The 12,690-nt window shown below is 67.0% G+C and carries 19 protein-coding genes; 3 read left to right on the top strand and 16 right to left on the bottom strand.

Annotation, left to right across the window (positions count from 1 at the left end; translation table 11 throughout):
* Positions 1 to 39 precede the first annotated feature (39 nt).
* On the bottom strand, positions 40 to 264 hold the full coding sequence (locus tag JOF56_RS59945; RefSeq protein ID WP_209633191.1) for a hypothetical protein: 225 nt from the start codon (positions 262 to 264) through the stop codon (positions 40 to 42).
* 226 nt (positions 265 to 490) lie between these two features.
* Positions 491 to 865, bottom strand: coding sequence for an antibiotic biosynthesis monooxygenase (locus tag JOF56_RS00290; protein WP_209633193.1), 375 nt, complete (start codon positions 863 to 865; stop codon positions 491 to 493).
* A gap of 68 nt (positions 866 to 933) precedes the next feature.
* Between JOF56_RS00290 and JOF56_RS00295 the strand changes: the two genes are divergently transcribed.
* From JOF56_RS00295 to JOF56_RS00305, 3 genes are all read left to right on the top strand, one after another.
* On the top strand, positions 934 to 1,209 hold the full coding sequence (locus JOF56_RS00295; RefSeq protein WP_307854849.1) for a hypothetical protein: 276 nt from the start codon (positions 934 to 936) through the stop codon (positions 1,207 to 1,209).
* A 69-nt stretch (positions 1,210 to 1,278) separates the two neighbouring features.
* Positions 1,279 to 1,686, top strand: coding sequence for an ArsR/SmtB family transcription factor (locus JOF56_RS00300; protein WP_209633195.1), 408 nt, complete (start codon positions 1,279 to 1,281; stop codon positions 1,684 to 1,686).
* A complete protein-coding gene (locus JOF56_RS00305; protein WP_209633196.1) occupies positions 1,686 to 2,099 on the top strand; it encodes a Fur family transcriptional regulator in 414 nt (137 codons plus the stop codon). Before JOF56_RS00300 ends, JOF56_RS00305 begins: the two co-directional genes overlap by 1 nt.
* Before the next feature lie 74 nt (positions 2,100 to 2,173).
* On the opposite strand, the gene JOF56_RS00310 is transcribed toward JOF56_RS00305, so the two are convergent.
* From JOF56_RS00310 to JOF56_RS00375, 14 genes are all read right to left on the bottom strand, one after another.
* A complete protein-coding gene (locus JOF56_RS00310; protein WP_209633198.1) occupies positions 2,174 to 2,893 on the bottom strand; it encodes a TIGR03943 family putative permease subunit in 720 nt (239 codons plus the stop codon).
* Complete coding sequence (locus tag JOF56_RS00315; protein WP_209633200.1) at positions 2,890 to 3,903, bottom strand: permease; 1,014 nt, start codon at positions 3,901 to 3,903, stop codon at positions 2,890 to 2,892. The genes JOF56_RS00310 and JOF56_RS00315 overlap by 4 nt, the downstream gene beginning before the upstream one ends.
* A 202-nt stretch (positions 3,904 to 4,105) precedes the next feature.
* Positions 4,106 to 4,525, bottom strand: a complete 420-nt coding sequence (locus tag JOF56_RS00320) for a YbjN domain-containing protein (RefSeq protein ID WP_209633202.1) — start codon at positions 4,523 to 4,525, stop codon at positions 4,106 to 4,108.
* Positions 4,522 to 5,349 carry an isoprenyl transferase gene (locus JOF56_RS00325; RefSeq protein ID WP_209633204.1) on the bottom strand — a complete coding sequence of 276 codons (828 nt, stop codon included), beginning with the start codon at positions 5,347 to 5,349 and terminating at the stop codon, positions 4,522 to 4,524. The genes JOF56_RS00320 and JOF56_RS00325 overlap by 4 nt, the downstream gene beginning before the upstream one ends.
* Positions 5,350 to 5,442: 93 nt before the next feature.
* The gene (recO, locus tag JOF56_RS00330) at positions 5,443 to 6,180 is read right to left on the bottom strand and encodes a DNA repair protein RecO (protein WP_307854850.1); all 738 of its coding nucleotides are present in this window, start codon (positions 6,178 to 6,180) and stop codon (positions 5,443 to 5,445) included.
* Positions 6,181 to 6,199: 19 nt separating this feature from the next.
* Positions 6,200 to 6,613, bottom strand: a complete 414-nt coding sequence (locus JOF56_RS00335; protein ID WP_209633206.1) for a CD225/dispanin family protein — start codon at positions 6,611 to 6,613, stop codon at positions 6,200 to 6,202.
* 94 nt (positions 6,614 to 6,707) lie between these two features.
* On the bottom strand, positions 6,708 to 7,040 hold the full coding sequence (locus JOF56_RS00340) for a CD225/dispanin family protein (RefSeq protein WP_209633208.1): 333 nt from the start codon (positions 7,038 to 7,040) through the stop codon (positions 6,708 to 6,710).
* A gap of 11 nt (positions 7,041 to 7,051) precedes the next feature.
* Complete coding sequence (locus JOF56_RS00345) at positions 7,052 to 7,432, bottom strand: RDD family protein (RefSeq protein ID WP_209633210.1); 381 nt, start codon at positions 7,430 to 7,432, stop codon at positions 7,052 to 7,054.
* A 56-nt stretch (positions 7,433 to 7,488) separates the two neighbouring features.
* A complete protein-coding gene (gene era / locus JOF56_RS00350; RefSeq protein WP_209647918.1) occupies positions 7,489 to 8,388 on the bottom strand; it encodes a GTPase Era in 900 nt (299 codons plus the stop codon).
* 20 nt (positions 8,389 to 8,408) lie between these two features.
* Positions 8,409 to 8,732, bottom strand: a complete 324-nt coding sequence (locus JOF56_RS00355; RefSeq protein WP_209633212.1) for a cytidine deaminase-like protein — start codon at positions 8,730 to 8,732, stop codon at positions 8,409 to 8,411.
* Positions 8,725 to 10,038 (bottom strand): hemolysin family protein, encoded by a 1,314-nt coding sequence (locus JOF56_RS00360; RefSeq protein ID WP_209633214.1) that lies wholly within the window; start codon positions 10,036 to 10,038, stop codon positions 8,725 to 8,727. Before JOF56_RS00360 ends, JOF56_RS00355 begins: the two co-directional genes overlap by 8 nt.
* A gap of 12 nt (positions 10,039 to 10,050) precedes the next feature.
* Positions 10,051 to 10,599 (bottom strand): rRNA maturation RNase YbeY, encoded by a 549-nt coding sequence (gene ybeY / locus JOF56_RS00365; protein WP_209633216.1) that lies wholly within the window; start codon positions 10,597 to 10,599, stop codon positions 10,051 to 10,053.
* A 10-nt stretch (positions 10,600 to 10,609) separates the two neighbouring features.
* Positions 10,610 to 11,656: a PhoH family protein gene (locus JOF56_RS00370; protein WP_307854851.1), complete on the bottom strand. Its 1,047-nt coding sequence runs from the start codon at positions 11,654 to 11,656 to the stop codon at positions 10,610 to 10,612.
* A 179-nt stretch (positions 11,657 to 11,835) separates the two neighbouring features.
* Entirely contained in the window at positions 11,836 to 12,186 is a 351-nt protein-coding gene (locus tag JOF56_RS00375; RefSeq protein WP_209633220.1) for a histidine triad nucleotide-binding protein, read from the bottom strand.
* Positions 12,187 to 12,690: the final 504 nt, after the last annotated feature.

A 12,690-nucleotide genomic window follows, 5' to 3' on the forward strand; every position in this document is an offset into this window, starting at 1 on the left:
TAGCCGCCAGTCACCAGCCACCACGAGGGGATTCCCCTATCACCCCATTGGCTTGATCGTCACGGATCCGAGTTGTGATGCACGGATACGCATCCGACCATTCAGCAGAGAGGATACCGCCGAAGGGATCAACCGATGACCACTGTCCAGCACCACCAGGCCGAGACCCACCGCCACACCCATGGCCCGGGCTGCGGACACGACGCGATCGTGCATGCCGATCACGTCGACTACCTGCACGGCGGCCACGTACACCGCGAACACGTGACAGACAGCGGGGTGCACTACGACGAGTGCGACGCGTGCACGTGCCCGCACTGCTCAGACTCATGCGCGGTCTGTTCGTGCACCGACTGCAGTTGCCCAACCTGCAATCACGCCACCTGTTCATGTGCCGGCTGCGCCGACTTGTGTGCGAACTGCATGTGCGATGACTGCACGTGCCCGACCTGCGAACACGCGGCCTAGCTCGGAGCGTGGACCCGCCTGATCAGGTACGCGGTGAGGCGGGTCCGGCGGCGTCGCTGGGGCGAATGGTCGCCGCGTCGGCGGCGACGACGCTCACACGTTGTTCAGCTTGACCGTCGGTGGCTGTGGCGAGGATTTCGTAGGCGGAGGCCTCGCCACGCGACAGGAACGGGATCACATGTTCACGGACCTCGAAGGGAGACATGGCACGGCGGTAGGCGACGACATCAGTGAATTCGACGGTCAGCGACCACTGGGTGGGTGAGTCGGCGGATCGCCCAAGGACTGCACGGACACAGCCCCGCTGGGCGGTCAGCAACTCGATCGCCCGGGTGGCGAGGGCCGAGAACTCGGAAGACTCCGGATCGGGCACGGTGAACCCGCAGACCAGCAGCACGCGCTTGCGCCTCTCTCGCCGACACTACGATGCGACGACACGGTATCGCCGAGCCGAGGAGACACGCCGTGGGAGGCAGAAGGAACATGCGGGCGCAGCTGCTGCCCGGCGACGGTCCGCTGGCCAGGGCGCGGCCGATCGTGGCGTTCGTCGTGGTGATCGGGCTGTTCCTGACCGGAGTGCTGGTCAGCGGTGTGATCGGCGCGCTGCTGCTCGGCCTGCTCGCGGTGGGGGTCGGGATTCTCCTGGCGACGACATGGCGGGTTCTGGCACCAACCGAACGGGTGGTCCGGCTGGTTGTCCTGGCTGTTCTGGCCGCTGTGGCGATCTTGCAGCTGCGGTGAACACGACTACGGAAATCATTAGCGACTAGACTTGGGTCCGGCAGGCGAACCTAGCGAGTGAGGTGGCTGATGCTCGAAGAGTCGGCAGCGGGCGTGAGCACTGATCCCGCCGTGGATCCAGCGACTGACCCGGCGGTCCAGCAGGAGCATTCGCCTGCCCGGACGGGGAACGAACCAGCCCCGGCACGGCCGCCCGCGACACTCACCGCAGCGGGTGACCTGCTGCGAGCACTGGCGGCGCCGGTGCGGATCTCGATCGTGCTGCAACTGCGTGAGTCGGACAGGTGTGTGCACGAACTGGTCGACGCGCTGGGTGTCGCCCAGCCGTTGATCAGCCAGCACCTGCGGGTGCTCAAGTCGGCGGGCGTCGTCTACGGCGAACGGCACGGCCGGGAGGTCGTTTACCGCCTGGTGGACGAGCATCTCTCGCATATCGTGGTGGACGCGGTCACGCATGTGGAGGAGGCTCACGCTTGATGACCATCAACCGGACCCCATCCCCCACTGCCAGGCGTTCGACCAAGCAGCGCGCGGCAGTCGCGGAGCTGCTCAACGACCTTGACGACTTCCGGTCGGCCCAGGACCTGCACGAGGAACTCCGCAAGCGCGGCGAGGGCATCGGCCTGACCACGGTCTACCGGACCCTGCAGTCGCTGGCCGACGCGGGCGAAGTGGATGTGCTGCGTACCGACAGCGGCGAAGCGATCTACCGCCGTTGCTCCAGTCACCACCATCACCACCTGGTGTGCCGGGTGTGCGGGCGAACGGTCGAGGTCGAAGGCCCGGCTGTCGAGAAGTGGGCGGACCGGGTGGCCGAGGAGAACGGGTTCTCCGAGGTCAGCCACACCGTCGAGATCTTCGGCACCTGCGCGAGCTGCCCCAAGCAGTAGCTCTCGGCCCCGGCTGGATGATCAGGCTGGGGACCAACGGTGAGCACTGGCAGGCGCCAGCGCTCACCGGTCGGCTAGTACTCGTACGGGTCCGGTGGTTCGGCGATCGGCTCGATGGCAGTGATCTTCACCGTCGGGACGTACCTGGACTCCTTCGTGGAAGAGCCTGCCTGGTAGCGCACGGTCGCGCGATGCCAGGCGTCGCCGACCAGGCTGTCCAGGCCATCGCCGACGAGTCTCACCTTCACCGGGAACGCGTCGGCCGCACAACACCCGATCGCCAGCCGAGCCATGAAGGTCTCGTTGTCGCGATGCACGATGAAGCCGGTGAGCCGCACGGTCCGGTCGTTGAGTGAACCCGACTTGTCCCAGGCCGCACGTTCGACGAAATCCTTCACCCGTTGATCGATGACATCACCGGCGGGCAGCGGCGGGAACCCGAAGTCCTGACTGGACGGCGGCGCCGGGGTACGGCCGAACGCACGGTTGACCGCGTCCTCGCCGAGCGCGGGCGGGGCCAGGAACACCGCCAGCACAGGCAGGATCAACAGCCATGTGCTGTGTGAACGGTGGTCGTGGTCGTGGATCTCGCCGGTGACCGGTTCGGGGCGGCGGGAAGCCACGATGTCGCGGCCGATCGAGACGAACGCGATGATCACCATCACCGCACCCGCGCCGATCAGCCAGGCTTGTTGGCCCGGCTTGACGTAACGCAGATATGTGCCGTTGAGAGCGATCTTGAGCAACGCCCCGCCCAGCAGGACGAGCAGGATGTTCTGGGTCTCCCGTTTCACCGCGCACCCCCGAGGACCAGTAGCCCGGCCGCGACCCCGCAGACGATCGCCACCAGGAATGTGGCGGGCGCGAACCGGAACGCGAACGACTTGCCGAACGTGCCGGCCTGCAGGGCGACCAGCTTGACGTCCACCGCGGGCCCGACGACCAGGAACACCAGGCGGGGCAGCAACGGCAGCATCGACAGCGAGGCGGCCACGAAGGCGTCGGCCTCACTGCAGATGGCGAGGATCACCGCGAGCAGCGCCATCACGATCACCCCGAGCACGACCTGACCGCTCAGCGAGGTCAGCCATTCCTCGGGCACGACCACGTTCAGCACGGCCGCGGTGAGACCGCCGATCACCAGGAACCCGCCTGAATCAACCAGATCGTGCCGCGCGGTCTCCACAAAGGTCACCCAGCGCGAACGGCCGGTCTGCTCGGGCAGCTTGCGCAGGGCCCGCTCGGCCATCCATTCGAGCTTGCCGAACCGCGCCCACAACCAGCCCATCCCGATCGCGGTGGCCAGCGACCCGATGAACCGTGCGAGCACCATTTCCGGATTGCCCGGGAAGGCCACCGCGGTGGACACGAGAACGATCGGATTCACCGCGGGCGCGGCGAGCAGGAACGCCAACGCCACCGACGGCGCCACGCCCTGCTGCATCAACCGCCGGGACACAGGCACGGAAGCACATTCGCAGCCAGGCAGCGCGACTCCGGCGACACCCGCGACCGGAACCGCCAGCACTTCCTTGCGCGGCAACGCCTTTCGCAAAGCACTCGCCGGGACAAAAGCCGCGATCGCACCACTGAGGACAACTCCGAGCACCAGGAAGGGGATCGCCTGCGCCGAAACGGCCACGAACACCGTCGCACCGGTACGGATCTGCTCGGAACTCAGCAGACTCGCCAGCGAGTCCTGGAACACCACCGCGATCACAAGCAGCGCGCAGAGGATCTCCAGTGAGGTGATCGGCAACCGCCGCTTCGGTTTCGGCTTGGGCTCAGTGACAACAGCCGTCAACGCCACACTCCTACCGTCAGGCCAAACCGGGAAACACCGAATATCCGCGAGCCATCAGACATGCCGGTGGCCAAAGCCACCACCTGCCTTCGGATTGACCTGCGGCACACAGCCTCGTGATGCCCTAAGCCATCGACATATGCGAATGTGGCCAAGGTTCCGGCCGGACAGGTCGTGGCCCCGGGTCGGACCACGACTGTCGTCAACGCTGGGAACCTGCCAGTAGGTCGAGGCGAAGCTGGGACGCACCGGACACCACAAGCATGAACAGGGTGCCGAGCGCGTTGGCGTCGAGCCCCTCCGCCGGGAACGTGTAGCGCAGAGTCACATCGATGCCGTTGTCAGTGTGCACGACCGCGGCCGTCCCGAACAGAGCCTCGCCGCCCCGATCCGCCACCGCGGCCACCGTTTCCGGGGAATCAGGCAGGTCCCACGCCACAACGGACTGCACACTCAGGACGTTGAGGCCTTCCGCGAGCTGCATGGCCTGCACGGCGCAGGGCACTTCGGCGTGGCGGAACGTCAGCGTGCCGTCGTCATCGACGAAGACCTCGTGGTACATCTCAAGCGCTTCACGCGCCTTGCTCATCAATGCGGCCGTACGGGCTGCCTCGCTGGTCACGTGCTCTCCTTGACAGCAGTCTCCTTGTCGCCCGCCGCGTCGATGGCGCCGCCGAAGCGGCGGTCGCGGTTGGCGAAGGCCTCACAGGCCCGCCAGAGGTCCCGGCGGTCGAAGTCGGGCCAGAGGATGTCCTGGAAGACCATCTCCGCGTAGGCGGCCTGCCAGAGCATGAAGTTCGAGGTGCGCTGCTCGCCGGACGGCCGGATGAACAGGTCGACGTCGGGCATTTCGGGCTGGTAGAGGAACTTCGCGATGGTGCGCTCGTCCACCCGTTCGGGATTGAGCTTGCCGGCCGCGACCAGCCGGGCGATCTCCCGTGCCGCGTCCGCGACTTCGGCCCGGCCGCCGTAGTTGACGCACATGGTGAGGTTGAGCACGTCGTTGTCCTTGGTGCGCTCGTCGGCGATCTTGAGCTCGTTCACCACGCTGCGCCACAGCTTCGGCAGCCGGCCGGCCCAGCGGACGTGCACACCGAGCGCGTCCAGCTCGTGGACTCGGCGGTGGATGACGTCGCGGTTGAAGTTCATCAGGAACTTCACCTCATCGGGGCTGCGCTTCCAGTTCTCGGTGGAGAACGCGTAGACCGACAGCCACTTCACGCCGATCTCGATGCAGCCTTTGACCACGTCGAGCACGACTTCCTCGCCACGCTTGTGGCCTTCGGTGCGGGGCAGGCCACGCTGGTTGGCCCAGCGCCCGTTGCCGTCCATCACGATGGCGACGTGCTTGGGCACCTGGTCGAGCACGGGCGGCCGCGCGCCGGACGGGTGCGGGTCCGGTGGGCGGAACTCGGGCCGCTCACGATCACGACGTCGGCGAAGCACCTTCGACTGCTCCTTCTCGGGGGACTACTCGGGCACCCAACAACGTACTCAACCCTGGCCGGGTGCCTCGCCAGAGCCGACTGCAGGCGGTGGTCACTGTGAACGGCGTTCCACCAGCGGCAGCGATCTCAGCTGACGCTCCAGATGCCACTGCAGATGCGCCGCGACCAGGCCGCTGGCCTCCCGGCGCGCGGCGGGCGACGCGATGTCCGCGGTCTCCCACACGCCATGCATCAGGGCGTCCATCAGCACAAACGTGTCGCGCGCCGGACTGGCCGAGCCTGGTGGGCGGCATGTCCCGCAGACCGCGCCACCGGCCGGGACGCTGAACGACTGGTGCGGCCCGGGGACACCGCATTTCGCGCATTCGAACACCGCGGGCGCCCAGCCGGCAAACGCCATCGCACGCATAAGGAACGCGTCCAGCAGCAGCGACGGGTCACGTTCCCCGGCTGACAACGCCCGCAGACAGCCCGCCACGAGCATGTAGAGCCGCATGACCGGCTCGCCTTCCTCGGCGGAGAGGCGTTCCGCTGTTTCGAGCACCGCGCACCCGGCGGTGTAGCGCTGGTAGTCGTCAACGAGCCGTGGCGCGAACGCGTCGACCGTCTCGACCTGAGTGATCACGTCCAGGGTGCGGCCGGTGTAGCACTGCACGTCGACGTGGCAGAACGGTTCAAGGCGCGCGCCGAATCGCGAGGTCGTCCGGCGTACGCCTTTGGCCACCGCGCGCAGCTTGCCGTTGCGGCGCGTGATCAGGGTGATGATGCGGTCGGCTTCCCCGAGTTTCTGCACGCGCAACACAACACCGGTGTCGCGATACAGAGTCACCAGGGCATTCTTCCACTCGTCAGCGCGGCGGCGGCACGTAGTCGGCGAACGTGGTGAAGAAGACGAAGAACATCACCAGCCAGATCACGACCAAGGCCCCGGCGACGGCCACGGCGACCACGCCCAGCGTCTTGGCGGTCCGCGAGGCCTGCTCGGCCAGGACAGGCTGGCCTGTCATCCAGTAGCGGTCCACCTGGGTGGACTTGATGATCGCGGGGATGCCGATCGGCCAGAACACCACGAGCGCGGCGATCGCCCAGCCGAGGTGGCTCGGCGGCGCCAGACCTGGCGGCGGGTATCCCGGATAGCCGGCATAACCCGGGTAAGGCGGCGGATACGACGGATACCCGGCCGGATAGGGCTGATATGCCTGGTACGGCGGCGCCCCGGGATCCGGTGGAACCGGGTCCTGCGGTCGTTGCTGCTCGGTCATGACTCCCCCTCACCGCGTAGCCCAACGGAACAGCATGACAGAAAGGGGTGCGCGCCGCATTGAGATTTCGGCGCGCACCCTCTTGAAGGCCGGACTACTTGACGTCGAAGTCCACGTTCGGCAGCTGCGAGACAGTCGCGGCGGTCGTGATCACCAGCACCACGGCCAGCACGATGGCCAAGATGCCGAGGACGAGCGCGACGACGTTGAGCGTCTTGGCTGTCTTGGACGCCTGCTGGGCCTCCTCCGGCCGGCCCTCGGCCCACAGCCGGTCGACCGAGGTGGACTTGATGATCGCCGCGATGGCCAACGGCCAGAACAAGAAGATCGAGACGATCGACCACACCAGATAGTTGGGCGGCGCTGTGACGTTCCCCTGTTGTTGCGGGGCGTATTGGGCATGCGGCTGCCCATATGGCTGTGACATGACGAGTCCCCTCACACTGCGATGACGACGGTGCCAGCCAGAAGGTCATGCTGTCCGCGGTGAGTGCGCTCGTCGAGCAGCACCACCACAGCAGTCACCAACCAGCTGGGGACACCGATGGCCAGCGCCCGGAGAAACGAAGCCGTCCAACCTGCCGGGGCGCCCGTGCCGACCCGGACGACCTTGATGCGAAGCATGCGTTTTCCCGGTGTGGCACCGGTGTTCGCCGTCAATAGTGCGTCGTAGACCACCATTTCGAGTAGCGATAGCAACAATGTGCCCCAAAGGCCACCCTCGACGGCGACCGCGACTGCCACATAGGTCGGTATGAACAGGATGAGCAGGTCGATCAGCCGGGCGGCCAGCCTGCTGCCCAGTGTCGCGAGTGGCACCGTGCCCAAGGATCCGACCCGCGTGAACTCCTGATCGGACCGATGGCGGGCGGGCATCAGAAACCCAGCCGGCGCAACTGCTTCGGGTCGCGCTGCCAGTCCTTGGCGACCTTCACGTGCAGATCCAGGTAGACCTTCGTGCCCAGCAACGCCTCGATCTGGGTACGCGCGGCGGTGCCGACGCTCTTGAGCCGTTCGCCCTTGTGCCCCAGGATGATTCCCTTCTGGGAGGGACGCTCCACATACAACTCGGCGCGCACGTCGATCAGGTCGTCGCGGCCTTCGCGGAACTCCATTTCCTCGACCACCACGGCGATCGAGTGCGGCAGCTCGTCCCGTACGCCCTCAAGCGCGGCCTCTCGCACGAGTTCCGCGACGAGAGTCACCTCGGGCTCGTCGGTGAGTTCCCCTTCGGGATACAGCGGCGGCCCGTCGGGCAACTGGGCGACCAGCAGGTCCGACAGCTGCCCGACCTGGAAGCCGTCGACCGCCGAGACCGGGATGATGTCGGCGAACTCCATCAGGCCCTGCACCGCCACCAGCTGCTCGGCGATCTGCGCGGGCGTTGCCAGGTCGGTCTTGGTGATCACCGCGATCACCGGCGTGCGCCGGGAGACCTTGGCCAGCTGCTGGGCGATGAACCGGTCACCCGGCCCGGTGCGCTGGTCGGCGGGCACGCAGAAGCCGATCACGTCCACTTCGGACCAGGTGGACATGACCAGGTCGTTGAGGCGCTGGCCGAGCAGGGTGCGGGGCCGGTGCAGGCCGGGGGTGTCCACAATGACCAGCTGGGCGTCCGGCCGGTGCACGATGCCGCGGATGGCGTGCCGGGTGGTCTGCGGTTTGCTGGAGGTGATCGCGACCTTGGTACCGACCAGCGCATTGGTCAGTGTGGATTTGCCCGCGTTGGGCCTGCCCACGAAGCACGCGAAACCTGACCTGTGGCCGTCGGGGATGTTCACTTGCCCATTCTCGCCTATACGAGCTCGCCTGCCGCGTTGGCTCGCAAGACTGGGGCCGTGGGCGCCAGGTCGTGCACGGCAGCCAGCGAATCAGCGTCGACGGCGTCAGCGTCCGTGACCACTGCTGCGGCCTCCAGACCGTCCGCTCCGCTGGCCACAGCAGCGGCCACGGCTGCCTGCAACGCGGTCAGTTTCAACGACGGCAACGCGACCGTGCAGGCGGAGTACGTACGCCCCATGGTGTCGCGTACAGCGGCGCCCTCGGGTGCGCCAGTACGGGCCCGTGCCGACCGTGCCAACGTGATGATCTTGCTGTCCTCCGGGTCGAGCTCAGCCACGCTCGGCACTTCCTTCCGTCACGGGTACCTCGTCCAGCGATTTGGCGGCGCGGCAGACGACGACTGTGGTGATCCGCATCCGGCCGCGGCTGTCCTTGCCGCCCTCCGCACGCAACCGGAGCCCGGCGATCTCCGCCTCGGCCCCGGGCAACGGCACGCGGCCGAGGCGCTGCGCGAGCAGGCCACCCACTGTCTCGACGTCCAGGTCCTCGAATTCGGCGCCGAACAGCTCGCCCAGGTCCTCCACCGGCAACCTGGAACTGACACGGACCGCGTCGTCGTCGAGATGCTCGATCGGCGGCCGGTCGTCGGTGTCGGACTCGTCGGTGATCTCGCCGACGATCTCCTCGATGATGTCCTCAATGGTCAGCAGCCCGGCTGTGCCGCCGTACTCGTCGACCGCGATCGCCATGTGGTTGCGGGACAACTGCATCTCCTTGAGCAGATCGTCCAGCCGCTTGGTGTCGGGCACGAACTCCGCGGGCCGCATCAGCTCGGTGACCGGCCTGCTGACCTCCGCGTCCTCCAGCACACCCCGGACCAGGTCCTTGAGGTTCACCACACCGACGATGTCGTCCACGCTCTCACCGATCACCGGCAGCCGGGTGAACCCGGTACGCAACGAAAGCGCAAGCGCCTGGCGGACCGATTTGGACTGTTCGATCCAGATGATCTCGGTACGCGGCACCATCACCTCACGCGCGATGGTCGCCCGCAGCTCGAAGACCGAGTGGATCATCTCCCGCTCGTCCTCGTCCACCACACCGCGCTCCCCCGCCAGGTCGACGAGTTCGCGCAGCTCCACCTCGGAAGAGAACGGGCCTTCCCGGAAACCACGGCCGGGCGTGATCGCGTTACCGATGACGATCAGCAACCGGCTCAACGGCCCCAGCACCATGCCCAGCACACGCACCGGCCCAGCGGCGACCAGGCCGACGGCGTAGGGGTGCTGACGGCCCAGCGTTCGAGGACCGACACCGACCAGCACGTACGAAACGACGACCATGCCGACGCCCGCGATGAGCACGGCCAGACCGTCGGGCTGGATCAAGTTCAGGCACGCCACGGTGAACAGCACCGTGGCCACGAGTTCACACGTCAACCTGAGCAGCAGCAACAGGTTCACGTGCCGCGGCCGGTCGGCGACAACGACAAGCAGCTGGCGCGCACCGGCTCGGCCGGCCCGTGCCAGGCCTTCGACACGGGCCCGGGATACGGCGCTCAGCGCGGCGTCCGCGGCGGCGAACAATCCCGCGACAAGCACCAGCAGCACCGCGACCACCAGCAAAGTAGCGGAGTTCGTCACCGCGGGCCTCGCTCAGTCCTGAGGGCGTTTCGGCTCGTCGAGTCCCACGGCGCCCAGCACCTTGTCGTCGGCGCTGCGCTGCACCGCCAGACGTTTGGCTTCCGCCCGCGCGACCCGGAAGTCGGCGAGGATACGGTTCTGCAGCGAGAACATCTCGCGTTCCTCGGCCGGCTCGGCGTGGTCGTAGCCCAGCAGGTGCAGCACGCCGTGCACGGTCAGCAGATGCAGCTCGTCCAGCAGGCTGTGACCGGCTTTGCGGGCCTGTTCCTTGGCGAAGGCCGGACACAGCACGATGTCGCCCAGAAGGGCCGGACCGGCCTCTGAGGCGTCCGGACGGCGTGCGGAGTCCAGCTCGTCCATCGGGAAGGCCATCACGTCGGTGGGACCGGGCAGGTCCATCCACCGCTCGTGCAGGTCGGCCATCACGTCCAGCTCGACGAGCAGCACGGACAGCTCGGCGAGCCGGCTGACGCTCATCCGGTCGAGGGCGAACCGGGCGGCGGCGACGATCGAGGCGTCGTCGACCGCCACCCCGGATTCATTTGCTATCTCGATGCTCAACTGAAGATCCTCATCGGCCCCGGCGGTCACTGCCCGTACGAGGCTTGCGTACTTCGACCTCGTCCTCGGTCGCCTGCCAGCGCTCGTACGCGTCCACGATGTCCGCGACGAGCTTGTGCCGCACGACGTCGGCACTGGTCAGCGTCGAGAAGTGGACGTCTTCCACGCCGTCGAGGATCTCCCGGACCACCTTGAGGCCGCTGCGCTGCCCGCCGGGCAGGTCGACCTGGGTGACGTCACCGGTGACCACGATCTTGGACGAGAAACCCAGCCGGGTCAGGAACATCTTCATCTGTTCCGGCGTGGTGTTCTGCGCCTCGTCGAGGATGATGAACGCGTCGTTGAGCGTGCGGCCACGCATGTACGCCAGTGGTGCGACCTCGATCGTGCCCGCCTGCGTGAGCCGCGGGATCGACTCCGGGTCGACCATGTCGTGCAGCGCGTCGTACAACGGCCGCAGGTACGGGTCGATCTTCTCGTACAGCGTGCCCGGCAGGTAGCCCAGCCGCTCGCCCGCCTCGACCGCAGGCCGGGTCAGGATGATCCGGTTGACCTGCTTGGCCTGCAACGCCTGCACGGCCTTGGCCATCGCCAGGTACGTCTTGCCGGTACCGGCGGGGCCGATGCCGAACACGACGGTGTGCTTGTCGATCGCGTCGACGTAGTGCTTCTGGTTGAGCGTCTTCGGCCGGATCGTACGGCCACGGCGCGAAAGGATGTCGAGGCTCAGCACCTCGGCGGGAGACTCGGCCGTGCCGGCCGAGAGCATCGCGATCGTGCGCCGCACGGCGTCCGCGCCCAACTGCTGGCCACGGCCGGCGAGCGTCGCCAGCTCAGCGAAGACACGCTCGGCGAAGGCCACGTCGGCGGGCGTGCCCGACAGCGTGATCTCGTTGCCACGGACATGCACGTCCGCGGCGATGAGCTCTTCGACGATGCGGAGGTTCTCGTCACGCGAACCCAGCAGCGACAGCAGGGCCGAGTCGGGCACGGAGAACCTGGACTGCGCGGGCGCTGCCTGGGAGGCGGACTGAGTGGCGGACTCCGACGGATCCACCTGAGATGAGCCGTTCTTCCCGTTGAGGGGAGTCTCGGATGGTCGGGCGGCTCCACCCTGTGCGGTACCGGCCACGAGGCCTCTGGCCTGCTTTCTGCGCTGAAGCGCCCTGCTCGTTGTTGGTCACTGTCACTTCTGATGCTAGCCGGACCGGGCGGCAAGTCGCAGCGAATACCCGATCAGGGGCGCCCGAAGAGACCCAACTGTTCCCCGCCGAGCAGGTGCATGTGCACATGGAACACGGTCTGCCCGGCATGCGCGCCGGTGTTGAACACCAGCCGGTACCCAGGCTCGGCGAGCCCCTCCTGCTCAGCGATCCGCCCAGCGGCCAGCGTGAGATCCCCGAGCAACTCCGGCTGGTTGCCGGCCAGATCGACCGCATCCCGGTAGTGGGCCCGCGGAACAATCAAAATATGAGTCGCAGCCTGCGGATGCAGGTCCCGAAACGCAAACGTGGTCTCAGTCTCGTGCACAACAGTCGAAGGCAGTTCCCCGGCAACGATCCGGCAGAACAAGCACTCAGAGCTCATGCGCGAAGACTAATGGCAGTCCGCTGAACCGAACGCACCCACCGACGAACACTCCCAGCCCCGAAACTTGGTATACCGAATCGCTGGCGCTGGTCCAAGCGAAAAGCGCCCAGCGCTGGTTCAAAAGGAGCACGCACCGTGGGGGTTTGGGGGCTCGGCCCCCCAAAAATTGGCGAAGCTGACCGGCCCACCGCACCGCAGCGGAGCAAGAAACAGAAGCGCGAAGCGCGAAGGTTTGGACGCTCCGCTGCGGCTGGGCATAGGCCCGCCGCAGCGGAGCTCCGCCGGACCGAGGGGGGAGGTGTCCGGCGGCTTTACTGACGCCCTCTCAGGGCGCCAAGTTCAGGTGCACTCTTGTGAGTGCAATGACCTCGGCCTTCGAGGCAGAGCGTAGACCGTCCATAACCGGGTGCGCCACCAGGTGGGGCAAATTGATCTTTCCCAATGGGCGGCAACCTCCTTCAGTGTACGCGCGTCATCACCTTTGGAGCGTTCGCTCCGGCT

The organism is Kibdelosporangium banguiense (assembly GCF_017876405.1).
GTDB classification, from domain to species: Bacteria; Actinomycetota; Actinomycetes; order Mycobacteriales; family Pseudonocardiaceae; genus Kibdelosporangium; species Kibdelosporangium banguiense.